At 60.0% G+C, this 22,274-nt stretch carries 19 protein-coding genes and 2 pseudogenes; 14 read left to right on the forward strand and 7 right to left on the reverse strand.

Annotated elements, in window-relative coordinates; translation table 11 throughout:
* Positions 1 to 77 precede the first annotated feature (77 nt).
* Positions 78 to 2,990, reverse strand: coding sequence for an aminotransferase (locus JFU37_RS11330; protein WP_201115375.1), 2,913 nt, complete (start codon positions 2,988 to 2,990; stop codon positions 78 to 80).
* Positions 2,991 to 3,170: 180 nt separating this feature from the next.
* Here JFU37_RS11330 and rfbC point away from each other — a divergent pair, with 180 nt between their 5' ends.
* Genes rfbC through JFU37_RS11350 form a run of 4 tightly spaced genes read left to right on the forward strand, consistent with a single transcriptional unit; the run spans position 3,171 to position 7,464 of the window.
* The gene (rfbC, locus tag JFU37_RS11335) at positions 3,171 to 3,716 is read left to right on the forward strand and encodes a dTDP-4-dehydrorhamnose 3,5-epimerase (protein WP_201115376.1); all 546 of its coding nucleotides are present in this window, start codon (positions 3,171 to 3,173) and stop codon (positions 3,714 to 3,716) included.
* A 52-nt stretch (positions 3,717 to 3,768) separates the two neighbouring features.
* Positions 3,769 to 5,577 (forward strand): sensor histidine kinase, encoded by a 1,809-nt coding sequence (locus JFU37_RS11340; protein ID WP_201115377.1) that lies wholly within the window; start codon positions 3,769 to 3,771, stop codon positions 5,575 to 5,577.
* The gene (locus JFU37_RS11345) at positions 5,574 to 6,968 is read left to right on the forward strand and encodes a sigma-54-dependent transcriptional regulator (protein WP_201115378.1); all 1,395 of its coding nucleotides are present in this window, start codon (positions 5,574 to 5,576) and stop codon (positions 6,966 to 6,968) included. Before JFU37_RS11340 ends, JFU37_RS11345 begins: the two co-directional genes overlap by 4 nt.
* Before the next feature lie 40 nt (positions 6,969 to 7,008).
* A complete protein-coding gene (locus tag JFU37_RS11350; RefSeq protein WP_201115379.1) occupies positions 7,009 to 7,464 on the forward strand; it encodes a thioesterase domain-containing protein in 456 nt (151 codons plus the stop codon).
* A 160-nt stretch (positions 7,465 to 7,624) separates the two neighbouring features.
* On the opposite strand, the gene cysQ is transcribed toward JFU37_RS11350, so the two are convergent.
* Positions 7,625 to 8,452, reverse strand: a complete 828-nt coding sequence (gene cysQ, locus JFU37_RS11355; RefSeq protein ID WP_201115380.1) for a 3'(2'),5'-bisphosphate nucleotidase CysQ — start codon at positions 8,450 to 8,452, stop codon at positions 7,625 to 7,627.
* Positions 8,449 to 9,015, reverse strand: coding sequence for an ADP compounds hydrolase NudE (nudE, locus tag JFU37_RS11360; RefSeq protein ID WP_201115381.1), 567 nt, complete (start codon positions 9,013 to 9,015; stop codon positions 8,449 to 8,451). The genes cysQ and nudE overlap by 4 nt, the downstream gene beginning before the upstream one ends.
* 90 nt (positions 9,016 to 9,105) lie before the next feature.
* Here nudE and yrfG point away from each other — a divergent pair, with 90 nt between their 5' ends.
* Positions 9,106 to 9,768 (forward strand): GMP/IMP nucleotidase, encoded by a 663-nt coding sequence (yrfG, locus tag JFU37_RS11365; RefSeq protein ID WP_201115382.1) that lies wholly within the window; start codon positions 9,106 to 9,108, stop codon positions 9,766 to 9,768.
* A 108-nt stretch (positions 9,769 to 9,876) separates the two neighbouring features.
* Here the strand turns inward: yrfG and lysM are convergent, their stop codons facing one another.
* A complete protein-coding gene (gene lysM / locus JFU37_RS11370) occupies positions 9,877 to 10,317 on the reverse strand; it encodes a peptidoglycan-binding protein LysM (protein WP_201115383.1) in 441 nt (146 codons plus the stop codon).
* A gap of 136 nt (positions 10,318 to 10,453) precedes the next feature.
* Between lysM and JFU37_RS11375 the strand changes: the two genes are divergently transcribed.
* The 4 genes from JFU37_RS11375 (at position 10,454) to JFU37_RS11390 (ending at position 15,449) form a co-directional block, all read left to right on the forward strand.
* A complete protein-coding gene (locus tag JFU37_RS11375) occupies positions 10,454 to 11,341 on the forward strand; it encodes a LysR family transcriptional regulator (protein ID WP_201115384.1) in 888 nt (295 codons plus the stop codon).
* 94 nt (positions 11,342 to 11,435) lie between these two features.
* Positions 11,436 to 12,275, forward strand: coding sequence for a formate dehydrogenase accessory sulfurtransferase FdhD (gene fdhD / locus JFU37_RS11380; RefSeq protein ID WP_201115385.1), 840 nt, complete (start codon positions 11,436 to 11,438; stop codon positions 12,273 to 12,275).
* Complete coding sequence (locus JFU37_RS11385) at positions 12,272 to 14,620, forward strand: FdhF/YdeP family oxidoreductase (protein WP_201115386.1); 2,349 nt, start codon at positions 12,272 to 12,274, stop codon at positions 14,618 to 14,620. The genes fdhD and JFU37_RS11385 overlap by 4 nt, the downstream gene beginning before the upstream one ends.
* 337 nt (positions 14,621 to 14,957) lie before the next feature.
* A complete protein-coding gene (locus JFU37_RS11390) occupies positions 14,958 to 15,449 on the forward strand; it encodes a glycine zipper domain-containing protein (RefSeq protein WP_201115387.1) in 492 nt (163 codons plus the stop codon).
* A gap of 68 nt (positions 15,450 to 15,517) precedes the next feature.
* On the opposite strand, the gene JFU37_RS11395 is transcribed toward JFU37_RS11390, so the two are convergent.
* The 3 genes from JFU37_RS11395 to JFU37_RS11405 all read right to left on the reverse strand — a co-directional run bounded on the left by JFU37_RS11395 (position 15,518) and on the right by JFU37_RS11405 (position 19,523).
* On the reverse strand, positions 15,518 to 15,949 hold the full coding sequence (locus JFU37_RS11395) for an acyl-CoA thioesterase (protein ID WP_201115388.1): 432 nt from the start codon (positions 15,947 to 15,949) through the stop codon (positions 15,518 to 15,520).
* 171 nt (positions 15,950 to 16,120) lie between these two features.
* Positions 16,121 to 17,347, reverse strand: a complete 1,227-nt coding sequence (locus JFU37_RS11400; RefSeq protein ID WP_201115389.1) for a 3-hydroxyacyl-CoA dehydrogenase — start codon at positions 17,345 to 17,347, stop codon at positions 16,121 to 16,123.
* Positions 17,348 to 17,588: 241 nt separating this feature from the next.
* Positions 17,589 to 19,523 carry a RecQ family ATP-dependent DNA helicase gene (locus JFU37_RS11405; protein ID WP_201115390.1) on the reverse strand — a complete coding sequence of 645 codons (1,935 nt, stop codon included), beginning with the start codon at positions 19,521 to 19,523 and terminating at the stop codon, positions 17,589 to 17,591.
* A gap of 627 nt (positions 19,524 to 20,150) precedes the next feature.
* Between JFU37_RS11405 and JFU37_RS11410 the strand changes: the two genes are divergently transcribed.
* The 5 genes and pseudogenes from JFU37_RS11410 to JFU37_RS11425 all read left to right on the forward strand — a co-directional run bounded on the left by JFU37_RS11410 (position 20,151) and on the right by JFU37_RS11425 (position 22,225).
* Positions 20,151 to 20,426 (forward strand): hypothetical protein, encoded by a 276-nt coding sequence (locus JFU37_RS11410; protein ID WP_201115391.1) that lies wholly within the window; start codon positions 20,151 to 20,153, stop codon positions 20,424 to 20,426.
* 328 nt (positions 20,427 to 20,754) lie between these two features.
* Positions 20,755 to 20,874 (forward strand): annotated as a pseudogene (locus JFU37_RS31130) (antitoxin PaaA2 family protein); the annotation flags it as partial.
* 333 nt (positions 20,875 to 21,207) lie between these two features.
* Entirely contained in the window at positions 21,208 to 21,504 is a 297-nt protein-coding gene (locus JFU37_RS11415) for a hypothetical protein (protein WP_201115392.1), read from the forward strand.
* 111 nt (positions 21,505 to 21,615) lie between these two features.
* Positions 21,616 to 21,771 (forward strand): annotated as a pseudogene (locus tag JFU37_RS11420) (YhfG family protein); the annotation flags it as partial.
* Positions 21,772 to 21,859: 88 nt separating this feature from the next.
* Positions 21,860 to 22,225 (forward strand): DUF1493 family protein, encoded by a 366-nt coding sequence (locus JFU37_RS11425; RefSeq protein ID WP_201115394.1) that lies wholly within the window; start codon positions 21,860 to 21,862, stop codon positions 22,223 to 22,225.
* Positions 22,226 to 22,274: the final 49 nt, after the last annotated feature.

The following is a 22,274-nucleotide window of genomic DNA, read 5'->3' on the forward strand; positions in this document are numbered from 1 at the left end:
CGCCGCGAGCTATCAGGCTTACAGCGTTATCGTTCACGACCTTCGCGAGCGAGCTCGCTCCTACAGGTGCAAGGTGTTTACAGACCTTCTGCCAACACCTTCGCCAACATATCGACAAAGAAATCCACGCTCCGGCGCGAGGTGACCATCGGCGGTTTGATCTTGAGGACGTTCAGATAATCGCCCGTTGGCTGCATGAAAATTCCCAATTCACGCAGGCGATCGCACAGCGCCGCGGTTTCTTCAGTCGCCGGCTCCAGGGTTTCGCGGTTGCGGATCAACTCGACACCCAGATAGAAGCCTGAACCATGCACCGCACCCACCAGTGGATGACTATCGATCAGCGCTTCAAGACGTTCCTTGAAATAGCCGCCCACGACCTGGGCGTTTTCCCACAGTTTTTCTTCTTCCATCACATCCAGCACCGCCATGCCGATCTGGCAACTGACCGGGCTGCCGCCGGCCGACGAAAAGAAATAGCCCTCAGCCTCCAGCGCTTCGGCGATTTCCCGGCGCGTGATCACCGCGCCCAGTGGCTGACCGTTGCCCATGCCCTTGGCCATGGTGATGATGTCCGGCACCACGCCCTGCTCTTCAAAGCCCCAGAAGAAGTTGCCCATGCGGCCGTAACCGACCTGCACTTCGTCGGCGATGCACACGCCGCCCTGGGCACGAACCATGGCGTAAACCTGCTTCAAATACCCCGGTGGCAGCGAGATGCCGCCAGCGTTGCCATACACCGGTTCGCAAATGAAACCGGCCAGCTGGCGTCCTTGCGCAGCGATTTTCGCCAGGTTGTGTTCGACGCTGCGCACGTAATCCGGCGCACTGTCCGGGCCACGGAATTCGCCGCGATAGGTGTTCGGCGCGGTCACTGGATGCACCCAGTCGGGACGGCTGCTCAAGGCCTTGGGGTTATCCGCGATCGAGGTCGAGACCGCGTCCGCTCCCACCGTCCAGCCGTGATAGGCCTCCAGCACGCTGAGCATGTCACGACCGCCGCTGTAGGCCCACGCCAGACGAATGGCCAGGTCGTTGGCCTCGCTGCCACTGTTGACCAGGAACACGCGGTCCATGGTGTCCGGTGACAACTTCAGCAAGCGTTCGGAAAATTCGGCAACCGCTGCGTAGTTAAACCGTGAGTTGGTGTTGAGCAGCGACCATTGGCGGCTGGCGACAGCGGCCATGCGCGGATGACCGTGACCGAGCACCGCGACGTTGTTGAGCATGTCGAGGTAGGAGCGGCCCTGCATGTCGATCAAGTGATTGCGCCAGCCGCGTTCAATGCGCGGCGGGTCGACGTAATAGTGCTTCTGGGTTCGCGCAAAACTGGCGTCGCGGCGGGCCAGCAACGTCTGCGAATCAAGCTCTGCTTCAGCATCACAGGCCAACCCTAGCAGCGCCGCTGGCGACGGGCACAACGCTTGCCAGGCCGCCGCGCGCGAGGGCGTGCAAAACAGTGGCGCGTCAAGCTGAGCGCCGCGCCACAACTGCACGATTAACGGCCCGCTAACCGAGCCCAGGACCTGGCCCTTCACCAATGCAGCGCCGGTATGCAGCGACGGCGTCACGCCCCACAGCCGCACACTCAATTGCGGGCCATCCAGTTGCAACACGCCCGCCACTGGCTGGTGGACCACCCCGGCAAATGGCGATTCCACTGCCGTGCCGTGGGGCACGCGCAGCTCGACGTGCAATGGGCAGGTGTCGGGCTCCGTGGCGATGTCCGGGCGTGTGCGAGACAAACGGTATTGCCCATAACGACTGGCCGCCAGGCCATGGGCTGCGGCGGCTTCGTTCAACAGACGCTGATCGATACCCTCCTGCTCCCAGTTACCGGCCTCGAAATGTGCGCTGAGCACGCCCAAATCAATCAACGCGAATTCACGTCCCACCAGGCTTGGCAGCAGCGGCGCAAAGCCTTCGCTGCCGATGCTCGGCAGGCTCTGGCCGACAGACGCCAGGATCGCCGCTTCCATCAACGCTAATGGCACAGACGTCGCAACGCGGAAAATTTCCCACTCGTGGGTGAGGTTGTCGCGGCTGTATTCGTTGCCGGGATCGATACTCACCTGCTGTTCGCCGCTGAGCACCAGCACCGCCGCACGGGCGACAATCAGCGGCCAGAGCGCCAGCAACTCTGCATGCTGCAACGGGTTGACCGCGTGATACGCCTGGACCGCCGGCAAAATGCAGAACGGATCGCCATCGGCGTGATGCAACAAGGCCGCGCACGTCACCGACAGATCGGTGATGCGCCAGGTCCGGATCAGGTCGCCAAAATCAATCACGCCCTGCAATTGCCACTGCCGTTGCGAGTCCCGCTGCCAGACCACGTTGTCGTCGGTGATGTCCATGTGAATGGCTTGCACCGGCAGCTTGTCCACCAGCGGCTGCAAATGACGCTCGGCACGTTCTGCCGCTTCGGCGATCTGCCGGCGTTGCTGATCATCCTTGATGACCGGCAGCAAATGCGCGATCAACGCATGGGCGTGCCGCGCGTCCCATTGCAGCGTGCGCTCGAGGCCCGGATGGTCGAAACCGGCCAGCGCCAGGTCCATTTCGCCACAGAGCCGACCGAAGCCAGCCACTACCGAGCCTGGCAGATGAGCAAGGTGTGTGAGCGATTGGCCTTCGATGTAATCGAGCAGGCGCACATGCACCGCTTGGCCATTGACCTCCAGCGAGAGCAGGTCCGCACCGTTTTTGGCAGGGATCACGCGCGGCACGTGAACATCGGGATGTGCGCCCAGATGCTTGAGCCCCGCGTGCTGCGCTTGCAACTCCAGCGCCGAGTAGTCGCCCCGGCAGATTTTCAGGACAAAACGCCCCTGCTCACTGTCGACGCGGTAGTTCAGATCCTGCTGGCTGCCAAGTGCCTGCAACCTGCCGCTCAGCCCGTAATGTCCCTCCAGCAGCTCTAGCGCTTGCTCCGCAGACACTTGCGGGCTGGGCAAACTGGCGCGATGAATCAACGTGGCGAGCGGCATACAACAACCTCTGAAATTTTATTAGGCGCTTATATCGCCACTGCTTGGGGCGATACGCAACCCCTCCCATGGTTAGCGAACATCAAATAGGGCAACCTCTGCCTTTAACTACCAGTCGCACTGTTTGCTACAGTGCGTAAGAATGTCCGCCATCAACGCTTATTGCCGGAGAAGCACCCTATGAATGTAATTACTACCGTTCTGCCCGGTGTTCTGATCATCGAACCCAAGGTATTTGGTGATGAGCGCGGCTTCTTTTACGAGAGCTTCAACGCCAAGGCTTTCGCAGAAGCGACGGGCCTGGATACGAAATTCGTTCAGGACAACCACTCCAGCTCGCAAAAAGGCGTACTTCGCGGTCTGCATTACCAACTTGAACATACCCAAGGCAAACTGGTTCGCGTCACGGCCGGCGAAGTACTCGACGTCGCCGTGGACATTCGTCGCAGCTCGCCACATTTCGGCAAATGGGCTGCTGTGCGCCTGTCCGCGCAGAACAATCGCCAGCTCTGGATCCCGGAAGGTTTTGCTCATGGTTTCGTGGTGCTGAGCGAATTCGCCGAGTTCCTGTACAAAACCACCGACTACTACACGCCGTCGGCTGAGCGCTGCATTCGTTGGAACGACCCGGACCTGGCCATCGACTGGCAGCTCGACGAAGCACCGAAACTGTCCGCCAAGGATCAGGCCGGCGCGTTCTTCAAGGACGCCGACGTCTTTTCCTGAAACGCCGCCAGCCTAGGCATAATGCGTCTGTCCCCACAGGCGCTGGATGCTCATGACTCCGACACTCCCCCGCAGACCCCGCTGGCGCAGCCTGGCGCTGCTCGCGCTGTGCCTGGCGCCGTTGCTGTGGCCGCTGGAGCATCTGGCTGAACGTTATTACCGCAACGAGCTGGCCGGGCAGAACCGCCAGACACTCGACCTCTACGTCGCCAACTTGCTGGGCACCCTCCACCGTTACGAAGTACTGCCACAGATCCTCGGCGACCTGCCGGCCCTGCGTGCGGTCCTCGGTGCGCCGGAAGACGGTGTCACCCAAGGCAACGCCAACCGTTTGCTGAAAAATATCAGCGCCCAGACCGGCGCCGAAGTCATGTACCTGATGGACACCACCGGCAAGACCCTCGCGGCCTCCAATTGGGACAAGCACGACAGTTTTGTCGGGCGCAATTTTTCCTTCCGGCCGTATTTCAGCGAAGCCATGGCGGGGCGACTCGGACGCTTTTTCGGGCTGGGTACAACGTCCGCCAAACGCGGCTATTTCTTCGCCGCAGCGGTGCGTGATGGCGAGAAAATTCTTGGCGTGCTGGTGGTCAAGGTCGACCTCGACCACACCGAAAGTCTCTGGGGCAAAACCCCGGAACAACTGCTGCTGACTGACCACAACGGCGTCGTCATTCTTACGTCGCGGCCCGAGTGGCGCTTCCGCTCGACCCGCGAGTTGAGCGTGGAAGAAAGCAAGGCCATTACCGCGATCCAACCCTACCCGACCCGCGATCCCAAGCCGTTGAAGCTCAACCCCAGTGCCTGGCTGATCCAGACCCGTCAGATCGAAGAAACCGGCTGGAGTGTCAACATCCTTGCACCCCGTACGCTGATCGATCGTCCAGTACGCACCGTCGTCGCCATCGGTGGCGCGACGTTGTTGGTGCTCATGCTGTTGCTCGGCCTGATGATGCAGCGCCGCCGCCATTACCTCGAACGGATCGCCTTCGAAGCCAAGGCCCGTCGCGAACTGGAAGGTCGAGTGGCGGAGCGGACCAGCGATCTCGAAGGCCTTAACCGTCGACTGAAACAGGAAGTACTGGAGCGCGAACAGGCCCAGCAAGAGTTGGTTCGCGCCCAGGATGATCTGGTCCAGGCCGGCAAGCTTTCAGCGCTGGGCACCATGTCCGCGAGCATCAGCCATGAACTGAATCAACCGTTGGCGGCGATCCGCAGCTACGCCGAAAACGCCGAAGTGTTGCTCGACCATCAGCGCACCGACGATGCGCGTGGCAACCTCAAATTGATCAGCGAGCTGACCGGGCGCATGGCCTCGATCATCGCCCACCTGCGGGCCTTTGCCCGGCGCGATCGACATGCCCCGGAAAGCGTCGCCCTGCAACCGGCGCTGGACGATGCGTTGGCTTTGTTGGCCAAACGGCGGCGCAGCATGGAGGTCGAGTTGATCCGCGATCTGCCCGCCGCCACCCTGTGGGTCGAGGCCGGGGAAACCCGTCTGCGCCAGGTGCTGGGCAATCTGCTGGCCAACGCCCTGGACGCGCTGACCGAAAAAGGTCCGCCGCGTAAACTCTGGTTAAGTGCCCAATCCACCGCCGAAGGCGTCAATCTGTACATTCGCGACAACGGTCCCGGGTTTTGCATGGAAGCCCTGGGGCGCGCCAGCGAGCCCTTTTACACCACCAAGACCCGTACGCAAGGGCTGGGTTTGGGACTGGCGATTTGCGAAACCCTGATGCGCGCCTTCGGCGGTGAACTGTCGTTCGCCAACCACAAGGAAGGCGGCGCGCTGATTACCCTGAAGCTGCGCGCCGGCGCACCGGGCGTGAGCCTGCAACCGTCCGAGGACCGAAGTGCATGACCATCGACAACCGCATCCAGGTCGTGCTGATCGACGACGATCCCCACCTGCGTCAGGCCTTGAGCCAGACACTGGATCTGGCTGGCTTGAAAATCCTGCCGCTGGCCGAAGCCAAGGGCCTTGCCGCGCAACTTGAACGCGACTGGCCCGGGGTAGTGGTCAGTGACATTCGGATGCCAGGCATGGACGGTCTCGAACTGTTGACCGAACTGCATGCCCAGGACCCGGAGTTGCCGGTGCTGCTGATCACCGGCCACGGTGATGTGCCGCTGGCGGTGCAAGCCATGCGCGCCGGGGCCTATGATTTTCTGGAGAAGCCTTTCGCCAGCGACGCCCTGCTCGACAGCGTGCGCCGCGCCTTGGCCCTGCGCCGGTTAGTGCTGGACAACCGCAGCCTGCGTCTGGCCCTGAGCGATCGTAACGAATTGAGCACCCGACTGGTCGGGCACTCGGCACCGATGCTGCGTTTGCGCGAGCAAATCGGCGCATTGGCAGCGACCAAGGCTGACGTGCTGATCCTCGGCGAAACCGGGGCGGGCAAAGAAGTGGTGGCCCGGGCACTGCACGATTTGTCGAACCGTCGTAACGGTCCATTCGTGGCAATCAACGCCGGGGCGCTGGCCGAATCGGTGGTGGAAAGCGAGCTGTTCGGTCATGAGCCGGGCGCGTTCACCGGCGCGCAAAAACGCCGCATCGGCAAGTTCGAATTCGCCAATGGCGGCACTCTGTTTCTCGATGAAATCGAAAGCATGAGCCTGGACGTGCAGGTGAAATTGCTACGCTTGCTGCAAGAGCGGGTGGTCGAGCGCTTGGGCGGCAATCAGCTGATCCCGCTGGATATCCGCATCATCGCTGCGACCAAGGAAGACCTGCGCCAATCCGCCGATCAGGGGCGCTTCCGTGCCGACTTGTATTACCGCCTGAACGTCGCGCCGCTGCGCATTCCTCCGCTGCGCGAGCGTGGCGAAGATGCGCTGATGCTGTTCCAGCATTTTGCCGATGAAGCCAGCGCGCGCCATGGGTTGCCACCTCATGAACTGCAACCGGCGCAACGCGCCCTCCTCCTGCGCCACACCTGGCCAGGCAATGTGCGCGAACTGCAGAATGCTGCCGAACGCTTTGCCTTGGGCCTGGAACTGGCACTGGACAACCACATGTCGCAAGGCGCTGGCGGCTCCATGGTTGAAGTGGTCAGTGGCGGCCTCAGCGAGCAAGTGGAAAACTTCGAGAAGAGCCTGATTGCCGCCGAACTGGCGCGTTCTCACAGCTCCGTGCGCAGTCTCGCCGAAGCGCTCGGTATTCCGCGCAAGACCTTGCACGACAAGCTGCGTAAACACGGGTTGAACTTCGCCGACGGTGGCGCCAGCAGCCATCACGATGATCTCGATTGAACTGCCGTCAAATCATCATTTTCAAACAAGAGGCCTATGAATGAACCGCGACAGTCGTCACCTGGAATCAGTCCTCCATCACGACATTCCCCTGACGCGGGAGATGGGCGTCAAAGTGCTCGACTGGCACGACCAGCAATTGAGTCTGTACTTGCCGCTGGACCCCAACATCAACCACAAGAGCACCATGTTTGGCGGCAGCCTGTATTGCGGCGCGGTACTGGCCGGTTGGGGCTGGTTGCATTTGCGCTTGCGTGAAGCAGGGATTAAAGACGGGCACATCGTGATTCAGGAAGGGCAGATCAGCTATCCGCTGCCGGTGACCACCAATGCGACGGCGATATGCCAGGCGCCAAGTGCGGTGGTGTGGAAGAAGTTTTTGGCGATGTATGAGCGCTATGGTCGGGCTCGGTTGACGCTGCATACGCGAGTCGTCAATGCGGGGAGTGAAGAAGATGCGGTGACGTTTACCGGGCAGTATGTGTTGCATCGGTGAACCGTTTGTGTAGGAGCGAGCTTGCTCGCGATGAACCTGAGAACACCGCTGGGTGTCAGGCTTGGAGCGTTATCGTTAACGCCCATCGCGAGCAAGCTCGCTCCTACAGGGAGTTTGCATTCCCGTGTAGGAGCTGCCGAAGGCTGCGATCTTTTGATCTTCAGGCCCGAGCCAACGCCAGCAGTTTTTCGCGCCACGCAGCCTTCGCCGGCAGTGCCAGGAAAAACTCATTCAACAACGATTCCCGCGGCGGATAACAAAACGGCGCACCGCTCAGATCCAGCACCTCACCACCTGCCCCTTCGAGCACACCTTGCGCCGCCGCCGTGTCCCACTGCGAAGTCGGTGCCAGGCGCGGATAACAATCCGCCGCGCCTTCCGCCAACAAACAAAACTTCAGCGAACTGCCGATATTGGCCAATTGAAGCTCACCCAGGCTGTCGCTCAAACCCGCCAGCAAGCGTTCCTGCTCGGGGCTCGAATGCCGACGACTCGCGACCACGGTAAACGCTTCACCGGCCGCCGGAACTTCGCGAACCTGAATCGGCAGCGGCTCACCGCCCTGGTCGCCACGCCATGCGCCCAACCCTGCGCCACCGACATAAAAACGTCCGTTGGTCGGCATCGATACCACGCCAAACACCACCCGCCCTTGCTCAATCAGCGCAATGTTGACGGTGAATTCTTCGCTGCCCGAGATGAACTCTTTGGTCCCGTCCAACGGGTCCACCAGCCACCAACGCTGCCAACCGGCGCGTACGCTTTGAGGAATGTTGGCGTCCTCTTCGGACAGCACCGGGATGTTCGGGTCCAGCGCCGTCAGCCCGGCCAGGATCAAATGGTGGGCTGCCAGGTCGGCGGCGGTGACCGGCGAATCATCGGACTTCGCCGTGACGGCCACATTCGCGCGCCAGAACGGCAAAATAACTTCGCCAGCCTTTAATGCCAGTTCAACGACCGGTGCCATCAACGGATGCGGAAAATTCATGGCAGGAACACCCCACGCTGAGTCAGCAGATCACGGGCCAGATACAGCGCCGCCAAGGCACGGCCCTCAGTGAATTGCGGGTTTTGGGCCAGCGCCGACAGCTCACGCAGGTTGACCTTGTCCACGCCCATCGGCTCGGGCTCGTCGCCCTCCAGACTGTCTTCGTACAGATCGGTGGCCAGCACCACCTGGATCTTCTGGCTCATGTAACCGGGTGACAACGACAACTCGGTCAGATGCTCCAATTGACGCGCGCCATAGCCGGCCTCTTCCTTGAGCTCACGCTCGGCGGCCGCCAACACGTCTTCGCCCGGCTCGATCAGCCCCTTGGGCAGGGACAACTCGTATTCGTCGGTGCCGCCGCAATATTCTTCGACCAGCACGGCGTGGTCCGCATCGAGCATCGCCACAATCATCACCGCGCCATAACCGGCGCCCTTGCCGACCAGTCGCTCATAAGTGCGCTCCACGCCATTGGAAAAGCGCAACTTCAGCTCTTCGACGCAGAACAAGCGGCTGGTGGCGACAATCTCGCGGGCCAGTATGGTGGGTTTTTGGCGCATGAAAAGCTCCTTGGCGTGAACGCGTTACTATACCCGGCCTATCCTGATTGTTTACCTCGGATCTCTTTTTTACCGCTGGAGAAATTTTTTATGCCCTTGCTGCCCTGGCATGACATCGACACCGTTTTGCTGGATATGGACGGCACGCTGCTGGACCTGCACTTCGACAACCATTTCTGGATGGAACACCTGCCGCAGCGTTACGCCGAGCTGCACGGAGTGAGCCGCGCCATGGCCGAGATGGAATTGCAGCCGCTGTTCGAACGCAATGCTGGCCAGTTGCAGTGGTATTGCCTGGATTTCTGGAGCGCCGAACTGAAACTACCGGTGCGTGAACTGAAACTCGAAACCGCGCACCTCATTGCCCTGCGCCCGGATGCAGATACCTTTCTAGCCGCGGTCAAACAGGCCAACAAGCGCGTGGTGCTGATTACCAATGCCCATCGCGACTCGCTGTCATTGAAGCTGGAAAGAATCGAACTGGCACCGTACTTCGAGCGGCTGATCAGCTCTCACGATTACGGCTTTGCCAAGGAAAACCCGCAGTTCTGGGATGCCTTGCAGGCGGATATCGGCTTTGACCCGGCACGCAGTCTGTTTATCGACGATACGTTGCCGATCCTGCGCAGTGCGCGCAATTTCGGTGTGGCGCATTTGTTGGCGGTGAGCGAACCGGACAGCCACAAAGGGCCGAAGGACACGGCGGAGTTTGCGGCGGTGGGGGATTATCGGGATCTAATTGCAGGGCTATGACCCTTGTAGGAGCTGCCGCAGGCTGCGATCTTTTGATCTTGTTTTTTAAAAAGCAAAATCAAAAGATCGTCCGAACGCGGCCCGAGCCTTCGGCAGCTCCTACAGACCTCATTCAGGAATCCGCAACGACTGCCCCGGATAAATCTTGTTCACATCCTTGAGCATCGGTTTGTTGGCCTCGAAGATCTTTTGATACTTGTTGGCATCACCGTATACACGCAGCGAAATCGCGCTGAGGGTGTCGCCCTTCACCACCGTGACAAACTTCGCGGCCACCACCACTGGCCCGGTGACGGTGATCTGGTCATCGACGCTGCCGACACCTTCAATATTGCCCACGGCCAGCAGGATCTTTTCTTTCTCTTCCTGGCTCGCCACTTCACCGGTCACGATGACCTTGTCGCCATCCACGGTCGCCTGCACATTCGGGTTACCCAGGCCGACCTTGCTAATGTGGTCCTTCAACTGCTCGCTGGCATTGGCGTTGCCCGGCGTCAGCAGATCAATAAGCTTTTCGCCTGCTTCTTTCACAAAGCTAAAAATACTCATAGTGCACTCTCCTTGGGTTTTAGGTTCCAGACGCCAAAGCCTAGACCAAGGTGGTAAGACGCGACTCCAACCCGACCAATGACGCCGCTGCCCCCCAAGCGCTAGAATCCAGACCTTCCCGCGCCCTGGAGCGAAGATGGACATCAAGCAGCTGAAATTCCTCATCGCGCTCGACGAGACCCGACATTTCGGCCAGGCCGCCGCACGCTGTCACATCACCCAGCCGACCCTGTCCATGCGCCTGCGCAGCCTTGAAGAAGAACTTGAGTTGCCGCTGGTCAACCGTGGCCAACGCTTCGAAGGGTTCACCGCCCCGGGCGAGCGGGTGCTGGCCTGGGCGCGAACCGTGCTGGCGGCCTATGACGGCTTGCAGGCCGAGGCGGCCGCCTGTCGCGGCAATCTGGTCGGTACGTTACGTCTGGGCGTGGTCCCGCTGTCGAGCTTCGATCCGCTGCCGCTGATGCAACGCTTGCACGCCGAACACCCGAACCTGCGCTTCGAACTCTCGGCGCTGAGTTCCGAACAGATCCTCGAACAGCTGGCGAACAATCGTCTGGACCTCGGCGTGTCATACCTGGAGCGACTGGACGGCGAACGCTTCGATTCCCTGGCGCTGAGCGAAACCCGCATGGGCCTGCTCTACGATCAGCGCTTCTTCAGTTTTGGTGAGGCGCCGCTGAGCTGGGGGGCGTTGATTGAACTGCCGCTGGGCATGCTCACCAGCGGCATGCATTTTCGCCAGTCCATTGACCATAACTTTCACAGTCGTGGCCTGACGCCGCAGCCATTGCTGCAGACCGATGCCGTCCACCAATTGTTACAAGCGGTGCACGGCGGGTTTTGCTGCGCCGTGATGCCTTTGGACGGTGGCCTCGAAAACCTCACTGATCATTTGCGCCTACACCCCATCGAAAACGCCCAAACCCTCGCCCGGCTGGGGCTGATCATGCGTCGAAGTGCGCCGAGATCGGCCCTCGCGGAAGCCTGTTTCGCAATCTTTCAGAAATCACTGCCGACCTCTTGATCGACGGCATCTATCGGCAGATCAGTAATAGCGATTAGACGTGACCAGTTGACACGCCTAGGCTTAAAGCTGACTAAACCGTCGGTGATGCCTCATGAACACCAAGCGCCCTGCCTGCGCGGCGCCTGCCCTCGAAACGCCCGCGCCCGCTGCCAGCCAGACCTACAGTTACTGCGACCTTCAAGACACCGAATCGGCCAGCACCGCGCTGGCCGAAGAGGTCGCGTTGGCGATCGCCTATAACGGCATCAGCCAGGCTGTGATGCTGGTGACGCCGACGGATCTGGAAGACTTCATCGTCGGTTTCAGCCTCGGCAGCGGCATCATCGAAGACGCCACCGACATCTATGACCTGCAACTCAGCGGCTCGGGCTCGGCGCAATACGCGCAAGTGACCATCGCCAACCGCGCCTTCTGGAACCTCAAGCAGCAGCGCCGACAACTCGCCGGCACCAGCGGCTGCGGGCTCTGTGGCGTGGAGGCCGTGGAACAGGCATTGCCAGACCTCAAAGTCTTGCCCGGCGCGCCACTGCCGCCTGCCGAATGGCTTGACGGACTGCGCCAGCGCATCGGTGCATTTCAACCGCTGGGGCAGCATTGCGGCGCGGTGCATGCGGCGGTGTTTATGAACAGTCAGGGCGTATTGCTGCTGGGTCGCGAAGACATTGGCCGACACAACGCCCTCGACAAGCTGATCGGTGGCTTGATCCGCCAGAAGATCCCCACCACCGGCGGCCTGGCGATTGTCACCAGCCGTTGCAGCCTCGAATTGATCCAGAAAGTGTTGCGCGCCGGCATCCAGACACTCGTCAGCCTGTCGTCCCCCACGGGCCTTGCCGTGCAATGGGCCCGTCGTCACAACCTCAATCTCATCCATCTGCCACAGAAGAATGCGCCGCGGGTCTACAGCCCAGCATCGGAGAAACAAGCGTGAGTCAACATCGTCAAGCCGACCAGAAACCCGTCCCCCGCTACAAGCCCTACAAAGGCCCGGCCGGTGGCTGGGGCGCGCTGATCAGCGTTGCCCAGGCCTGGTTGACCAGCGACAACGCGCTGAAAAACCTGCGAATCATGCTCAAGACCAACCAGAACGGCGGTTTCGATTGCCCAGGTTGCGCGTGGGGCGATTCTCCGGAAAAGGGCATGGTGATGTTCTGCGAGAACGGCGCCAAGGCAGTGAACTGGGAAGCGACCAAACGGCGTGTCGATGGCGCGTTTTTCGCCAAACACAGCGTTAGCTCGTTGCTGGAGCAAAGTGATTATTGGCTCGAGTACCAGGGCCGCCTGACCGAGCCGATGAGCTACGACGCTGAAACCGACCGCTACAAACCTATTAGCTGGGAAGCCGCCTTCGCCCTGATCGGCAAACACCTGCAAGGTCTGTCGAGTCCGAATCAGGTCGAGTTCTACACCTCGGGCCGCGCCAGCAACGAAGCGGCGTTCCTCTATCAATTGTTCGTGCGCGCCTATGGCACCAACAATTTCCCCGACTGCTCGAACATGTGCCACGAAGCCAGTGGTGTTGCGTTGGCGCAGAGCGTTGGCGTCGGCAAAGGCACCGTGACCTTCGACGACTTCGAACATGCGGATGCGATTTTTGTCTGGGGCCAGAACCCTGGCACCAACCACCCGAGGATGCTCGAACCGCTGCGCGAAGCGGTGAAACGCGGTGCGCAGGTGGTGTGCATCAACCCGCTGAAAGAGCGCGGCCTGGAACGCTTCCAGCACCCGCAACACCCGATCGAGATGCTCACCAACGGCGACAAGCCGACCAACACCGCGTACTTCCGTCCGGCATTGGGCGGCGACATGGCGATCATGCGCGGCATGGCCAAGTTCCTGCTGCAATGGGAGCGCGATGCGCAGAAGGCTGGCGAGCCGGCGGTGTTCGATCACGACTTCCTCAATGAACACAGCGTCAACGTGCTGGAATACCTTGGCGTCATCGACGACACCCCGTGGGAGCAGATCGTCGCGCAGTCCGGCCTGACCCTGGTTGAAATCGAGCAAGCGGCGCGGATGTACGCCACGAGCAAGAACGTGATCATGTGCTGGGCGATGGGCATCACCCAGCATCGCCATTCGGTGCCGACCATCCAGGAAATTGCCAACCTGATGCTGCTGCGCGGCAACATCGGCCGGCCCGGTGCCGGCCTGTGCCCGGTGCGTGGCCACAGTAACGTGCAGGGCGATCGGACCATGGGCATCAACGAGCGTCCGCCAGCGGCGTTCCTTGACGCCCTGGAGCGCCGCTTCCAGTTCAAGGTGCCACGTGAAAATGGCCACAACGTGGTCGAGGCGATTCATGCCATGGCCGACGGTCGGGCGAACGTCTTTATCGGCCTGGGCGGCAACTTCGCCCAGGCCACCCCGGACAGCTCACGGACCTTCCAGGCCCTGAGCAACTGTGACCTGACCGTGCAAATCAGCACCAAGCTCAACCGCAGCCATTTGGCGCACGGTAAAGCGGCGCTGATCCTGCCGTGCCTGGGCCGTACCGACATCGACATGCAGACCGAAGGCCCGCAAGCGGTGACCGTCGAAGACTCGTTCAGCATGGTTCACGCCTCTAACGGTCAATTGCGGCCGCTGTCGAACCAGATGCGCTCGGAGCCGGCGATCATCGCCGGCATCGCTGCCGCGACCCTGGGCAGCAACCCGGTGGACTGGAACTATCTGGTCGCCGACTACGACCGCATTCGTGACCTGATTGCCGACACCATTCCGGGCTTCCGGGATTTCAACGAGAGGGTCAAGAACCCGGGCGGTTTCTACCTCGGTAATAGTGCCAATGTTCGCAAGTGGAACACCGCATCGGGGCGCGCCAATTTCCGTGCGAACGTCCTGCCTAAAGACCTGGTGCATGAACGCACTCGCGCCACCGGGGTGTTGCCTGATTTGATCATGCAGTCCATGCGTTCCCACGATCAGTACAACACCACGATTTACGGGCTCGATGACCGTTATCGAGGCGTGAAGGGTCAGCGCGATGTGTTGTTCGTCAACGAAGCCGACATCATTCGACTGGGGTTCAAGCCGGGGCAGAAAGCTGACATCGTCTCGATTTGGGATGATGGCCGTGAGCGTCGGGTGAAAGGTTTCACGCTGCTGGCGTTTGATATTCCTGCGGGGCAGGCTGCCGCGTATTACCCGGAAGTGAACCCGCTGGTGCCGCTGGAGAGCATCGGGGATGGCAGCCATACGCCAACGTCGAAGTTCGTGGCGATTCGGTTGGAAGCGGCGAGTGAAACCGGATTGATCATGGCTAAGTCGGCTTAACGCGGAGCTTGATCTACCGCATTCGCGAGCAGGCTCGCTCCCACATTTGATCTGCGTCGAACACAAATCCACTGTGGGAGCGAGCCTGCTCGCGAATGCGGTAGATCACTCGACGCATCTTCCGGATAAGTTACCTTCCAATCGCCCACAAAAAAGGCCGTTTCTGTATAGAAACGGCCTGTCTGAAGTAGCTAAAGACCGGCTAAATTCGCTTAAGTTCCGCCTAAAAAACAGCAACTTATAGAAATGTGTTGAAGTCGTGTTACTCGTCGGATTTCGATTGTCACAACTATGACACAGCCTCAGGATCGCGCCGTCATCCCCTTGAGGTTCCTCTATGAAGTTCTCCTCGATTCTCTTGTTGTCCCTTAGCCTGGCTAGTGGCATCGCTTCTGCCGGCGGCACCGCTGAAGCAGGTGTGGGCGGCGCATTGGGCGGGGTTCTGGGCTCAGTCGTCGGTCAGTCACTAGGCGGCAGTACAGGTTCCACCATCGGCGCAGCCCTGGGCGGCGCGGGTGGTAGCGCAGTCGGCGCAAACAAACACAGCCGTGGCGAAGCTGCCATTGGCGGTGCGTTGGGCGCAGCGGGCGGTAACGTGGTTGGCCGCAGCATGGGCGGCACTAGCGGTAGCCTGATCGGCGCTGCAGCAGGCGGCGGCGCCGGTGGCGCGCTGGGTAACTACATGGGTAACCAAAGCAATGGCGGCGGCGGCGACGATGATGGTCGTCGTCACGGCCATGGTGATCGTCGCTACTACCATGACGACGACCACCGCGGCCGCGGCCATGCCTACGGGCATCGCAAGCATCACCGGTACTACCGCGACTGAGGCTTGAATCGCCTCGTTTGCCGGTCAGTTAAAAAATCGCAGCCCAAGGGCTGCGATTTTTTTGCCCGTCAAACCACCAAACGTTCCAGCGCCCCGCGCAATCCGGCAGGAATCGCCACCGGCTGATTAGTGGCCCGATCCACAAACACATGCACAAAGCGCCCCGCCGCACAGGCCTCGTCTTCGCCGCACTTGAACACTGCGAGTTCGTACTGCACCGAGCTGTTGCCCAACTTGCTCACCCGCAGACCAATCTCGATACGATCCGGGAATGCGATGGACGCAAAGTAATCGCAGGCTGAACTCACCACAAAACCCACCACTTCGCCGTCATGGATATCCAGGCCGCCGACTTCAATCAGATAGGTGTTCACCGCCGTGTCGAAAAAGCTGTAGTAGGTGACGTTGTTGACGTGACCGTAGGCGTCGTTGTCGTGCCAGCGGGTGGTGATGGGTTGGAAGTGGGTGTAGTCATTGCGTTGGGGCATCGGGTCGGACATCAGCGTCGATTCCTGGAGTTGGATTGCCAGTCTAAGGCGAAAATCGCGTTATCGTTCTTCGCGAGCAAGCCCGCTTCCACACTCGATCTTCAGTGAACACAAATTTTGTGTACGACCGAGATCCAATGTGGGAGCGGGCTTGCTCGCGAAGAGGCCAACACAGGCACCGAATCACTTGTCAGCAAACCTTTTACCCACTGCCGCCAATTCGCCAATCAAGCGCGCCGGCTTCCAGTGATCGCCTTGCTTGGTCTCAAGCTGCATCAACCGCAGATGTACATCCACCAACCCTTGCTGATCCGCCCAGGCCATCGGCCCGCCCTTGTCTGCCGGGAAGCCGTAACCGTTGAGGTACACCAGGTCGATGTCATGCGCAGAGCCGGCAATCCCTTCCTGAAGGATCTTCGCGCCCTCGTTGACCAGCGCCAGCAAGCAGCGCTCCAGTATCTCCTCAGGTCCGATCTCGCGACGCTGGAAACCCAATCCTTCGCTGACCTCCAATACCAGCGCATCCACTTCTACATCGTGCTCAGCCTGACGACTGCCCGGCTCATAGTGGTAATAGCCGTTGCCACTCTTCTGGCCAAAACGCCCCCGTTCGCACAGTCGGTTATCCACTTGAACCTCTGGCGCGTCCTGCCCTTTGCCCGCCAGCTCCCGAGCGCGCCATTGCAGATCGATGCCGACCACGTCGAACATGCGAAACGGCCCCATGGCGAAACCGAAACCTTGCAGCGCCGCATCCACCTGGTAGGGGTACGCCCCCTCGAGCAACATCTTGCGCGCTTCGAGCACGTAGGTATTGAGCATGCGGTTACCGATGAAACCGTCGCAGTTGCCCGCCACCACGCTGACCTTGCCCATGCGCTTACCCAACGCCAGGGCCGCATCAAGCACCGCCGGCGCGGTTTGAGCACCGCGAACGATTTCCAGCAGTTTCATGATGTGCGCCGGGCTGAAGAAGTGCAGGCCCAGAACCTGTCGCGGACGGCGAGTCGCCGCGGCGATGGCGTCGATGTCCAGCGCCGAGGTATTGCTGGCCAGAATCGCTTCGGGTTTGAGCAGCCCGTCCAGTTCGCGGAAGATTTTCTGCTTGAGTTCGAGGTTTTCGTAAACCGCCTCGATCACCAGATCGACCTCGCGGATCGCCGCATAATCGACAGCCGCCGTGACCCGTGCCGTGCGAGCATCCGCCTCGGCCTGATCGATACGCCCCTGACGCACGTTGTGGGCATAGGTCTCAGCCACGGCAGCGAGCGCCTGTTCAAGCATCTGCGGATTGTTATCGACCCACTGCACCGGCACCCCGGCATTGGCCAGGCACATGACAATGCCGCGGCCCATGGTGCCCGCGCCGATGACGGCAGCGCGCTGAATGTTGAACGGTGTCTGGCTCATGGTTGTTCTCTTGTTGGCGATCCAAAGACAGTCCTCACCATAGTCAGCCACCGCGCATTTTTGAAATTTATTCCTGTGATGAGCAACATTCAGCGGATGGATGCACCCCGAAAACACTGACAATCCCTGTGTAGGAGCGAGCTTGCTCGCGATGGACTTGAGAGCAACGTGTTCATTCAGGAAGAGCGCGTTATCGTTAACGTCCTTCGCGAGCAAGCTCGCTCCTACACAGGGGTATGGTTCAGCCTGACAGATGAGTTTCAGTCCATGCCCGCACTTCGCCATACGGATAATCCTCCAGCACCGCAAACCCCGGAATCGACCGCGCCTTGAGTTTGGTAAACAGCGGCACGCTGATCCCGCACAAGAACCGCGTCACTCGCTCAGCCGTAGGAACATTGCCAGTGTGCTGCTCGTGCCTGTGGATAAAATCACCGCACAACGCTTCGAAGTTTTTATCCACAAGCGCCGGCAACTCCGGTGGCGCGGGCAGTCTCGCCACCTCCCCGTGACACACCGAACAATGCCCGCATTGCTGTGGCGCGTTGTCGTCGCCGAAGTACTCGGCCAGGCGAAAACCCAGGCAATGGTCGGTGGCGAACAGGTCCAGCATGGCGTGAATTCGCGCGATCTCGGTTCGTTCGTGTTGGGTGAAGTAAGCGTGCAATTCGGCACTCAGCGCCTGACTATCGAAACCCGTTTGCAGCAGGCTGTAGACCTCGGTCATCTGCTTGCTTTCCAGCTCTACCCAGCCCTTTTCCTGGAAATAATCCAGCGCCTTGACCACCCGATTGCGCTCGGCCTGATGCTGCTCATACAGCGCATCGAAATTCACCGTGGCCCAAGTCCGCGCGCGCGTGGAGGTCTGGATGATCGCTGCGACGAAGTCCTTGCGCTCACCCTCGAAACGGGCCAGCAAAGCATCGGGCTCCTGCAAATACTTGAAGCGGTACTCGGCGTAGTAGGCGTAACGCGGCGCGATGATCCCGCGCAGTTCCAACTGCACCAGCAAGGTCTTGAGCGGTAGCTGGCGAATGTTGCTCTGATCCGCCAGCGGCCCCAGCAGAAACTCCCACTGCCCTTCGGGCGCGGCAGCTTGCAGCTCGTCGAGCACGTAGCGGATGCCGTCCAGTTCCGGTGTGTCGCCGTAGACGAAGTTTTCCAGCACATTGAGGCTGTCGCGGTTGGCCAGGACCAGGCAGTCCGACGGCTGCCCGTCTCGCCCGGCGCGGCCGATTTCCTGGCTGTAGTTTTCGATGGATTTGGGCAGGTCGAAATGCACCACGTTGCGAATGTCGCTCTTGTCGATGCCCATGCCGAACGCGATGGTGGCGACGATGCAATTGGACTGCCCGCCCATGAACCGTTTCTGGATCGCTTCGCGTTGTTCGTGGGGCAGGCCGGCGTGATAGGCCTCGGCCTGGATGCCGTTGCGGGCCAGATGCTCAGCGATGTGCTCGGAGGTTTTCTGCAAGGTGACGTAGACAATGCTTGGCTGGTTGGGACGTTGGCTCATCCATTCGACAAGGCGCCGGCGTTTATCCTGACCGCGCACCGGCTCCACCAGCAAGTGGAGGTTCGGCCGGTAGAAACCGGTGGTCACTACATCTTCAGGGGCGATGGCAAACTTGGCCTCCATGTCGGCGATCACTTTGGGTGTCGCGGTGGCAGTCAGCAGAAGTACCTGAGGGATGTTGAACTGGCGCTGGTAGTCGGGGAGCTTGAGATAGTCGGGGCGGAAGTTATGGCCCCACTCCGAGATACAGTGCGCCTCGTCCACCACCAGCAACGAGATCGGCACCTGCTGCAAGAAATTGCGGAAACGCTCGTTCTTCAGCCGCTCCACGGAAATCATCAAAATCTTCAATTCGCCGGACTTGGCGCGAGCCATCACCTCGCTGGCGTCATCGCGGCTCTGGGCCGAATCGATACTGCCCGCCGCAATGCCGTGGCGCTGCAGAAATGCCAACTGATCCTGCATCAACGCCAACAGCGGCGAGACCACCAGCGTCAGGTGCGGCAGCAACAAGGCCGGTAATTGATAACAAAGGGACTTGCCTGAGCCCGTGGGGAAAATCGCCGCCGCCGAGCGCCCGGCCAACACCGCACTGATCGCCGCTTCCTGGCCGGGCCGAAACTGTGGATAACCGAAAACCTGTTCCAGGGTGTTGTGCATAAGCTGTCACTCCGTTGACCGCTGCGAAGCCCAAAGCCTAGCCGGTGATCGCAGCGAGTCGAGAAAAGGTCGGGGGCAAAAACGATACGGGATGATACAGCGGATAGAACGAGGGCACGGTAAGGCTTGAGCGATGAGGCGACCGGCAGATTGCTTTCGCGAGCAAGCCCGCTCCCACACTCGATCTTCAGTGAACACAGATTTTGTGTACGACCGAGATCCAATGTGGGAGCGGGCTTGCTCGCGAATAGGCCAGCAAGACCACCGCAAGAACACCGGGAAAATTGCGGTACCAGCCCCCACACCACTCACTACAGACCTAATTCCCCTTAAGTCCTTAACCCAGCATTTTCGAAATGCCCTACAACTTCTGGCGCACTCCATACCGAGATTTGCTGCGCAACGCCTGACCAACCCGTAGGAAACTTCACCTACAGCGGTTTCGCTGGCAAAACCCTGGAAAATGCGTAGGCCCCTTCCTCAAAGCCCGGTAAACCCCCTACGAAACCTGTCCATTGCAGCCGTATTGCCGCGCGGCATCCCGCCCTTCTATAGTTTTCGGCGCGGCTGAAACTGTGTGTCGGCCTGCCAGGCGAGACTGCCCGACTTCCCAAAGGACTGACCTAGATGCAAGACCGTTATCGCCCACTCAAAAGCAGCTACAGCGACACCCCGGTATTGGTCATCGACACCGAAGCAGACCCTCACGAAATCCTCGACGCCGCCCGACAACGCATCCGCGCCGCCAGCGACCTGCTCGAAACGCTTTATTGCCTGTGCTTCAAACAAGCCGACGCCAGCGACATCCCCAACATCGTCAACGCGCTCTACCTGCTGACCCAGGACGGCAACGAACTCCTCGAAATCGCCCGACAACGCCTCCCAAAAATCACCACCACCTAATCCCCCACCACGATCCACTGTGGGAGCGAGCCTGCTCGCGAAGAACGATAACGCGGTGAACCTGATGAAAACCAAAATGCCCGAAACCCAATCATCTACAGAAAAAGCAGCCGACGACGCTAATGCCAATCAGTTAAGCCGTAATGCGATCTGTAGCAGCTGGCGAAGCCTGCGTTCGGCGGCGAAGCCGTCGTGAAATCAGCCGACGCGGTGCATCAGAAACACCTCGTGCACAGGTTTTACGACGGCTTCGCCGCCGAACGCAGGCTTCGCCAGCTGCTACAGGAACCGTGTTGCGCCTGAGATTCTTAACTGACAGGCATTAGCCTACGACGCTTGGTTCAAAGCACAGGTACAAGCTAGCCTCGACGCCCCTCATCCAGGCACTCCAGATCAAGAAGCCAAACGCCTGATTGCACTTAAACGAGAGCAATTGCGTAAGCGATAAGTCCGTCAGCAACGCCCTATCAAAGCATCGGCACAGTCCTACAAAAGAAAATGCCTTGTCGCCTATCGCCAGCTAAGCGCGAACGATACCGTCTCCCCATCGCTGCAAAATCAGCGATCAGGTTTGGTCACCTGAGAACAACGCACACATGTGTGCCATCATTCGCGCCGCGGACATCTATGTCCTCGTAGTGCATTGCTATGGCGGCTGTGTGCGGGACGCCCTCGGGCGAGCCGGGTTGTTGTTCTCGGTTGACCAAGCCTGCGCACAGTCCGCCTCCCATCGTTTGGTCACGGTGCTGGCGATTACTTAACAACAAACCGAGTAATTCATATGCCAACGTTAAATCCGTTTCCAAACCGCTACCGCCCACTCCAAACCAACCTCACCGATTCCCCGCCCCTGATCATCGACACAGAGGCCAACCCGCAAGACATCCTCGAAGCCGCCCTCCAGCGCATCCGAGCCTCCAGCGAACTGCTCCGAACCCTGCACTGCCAAAGCTTCGAGCAAGGCGATCTCGAAGACATCCCCCACATCACCCACGCGCTCTACCTCCTGACCCAGGACGGCTGCGACCTGCTCAAGGTGGCCCAACAACGCATGCTGAACTGGAAAGCCCCAGCCTGAAGCTACGCACTACGGGCAAGCCGGCCCCTTGTGGGAGCTGGCTTGCCTGCGATGAACGCACCGCATAATCCCCGTCCGGAACACAACAACTGGTAGCGCAAGACAATCGTGATGAGTGAATTAACCTTCAAACAAAAACAAGCGCACTACGATAAAGTCCGCCGCTCAAACTACCTGGCGAGCCTACGCCTCGCAGGATTCGACACGTCACCCGCAGACCTCGAAAAACCATTTCCGACGCGAGAAGAAGTGCTCGCCAAGTACCGACAAAACAAGCCGCCACACTTTGCTCCCGCCCTTCCCCCCAAGCCTGTCGACCAATAATATCCGCCCAAGCCCAACCGGATACCCCGCAATGAACCTCGCCCCGAACTTCCCCGACGACCACGCCATGCATCTGCTGATGCAGCTGCTGCACGAAGAACTCGGCCTACCCGAACGCAAAACCATCAGCCTCACCACCTCGATCAACTTTGACCTCGGCTGCGACGGTGCCGATGCGCGAAACCTGATGGAAGCGCTGGAAGAACAGTTCGCCATCGACTTCGTCGACTACGACGCCTATCGCTACTTCCAGCCCGAAGGGTTTGATGTGTTTCTAAAGCGCAGAGCGAAGGGGCGCGGCGACAAAGTCCCGCTGACCATCGGAATGCTTTACCTAGCGATCAAGGCTCAACGGTGGGATACACAGGAATTGGAACGAATCCAGTTGAACACGTAAGTGCCATTATTCTGGTCGTTTAGCGGCAATTCAGCTGGAATATTGGCAG

Source organism: Pseudomonas sp. TH41 (assembly GCF_016650695.1).
GTDB lineage: Bacteria > Pseudomonadota > Gammaproteobacteria > Pseudomonadales > Pseudomonadaceae > Aquipseudomonas.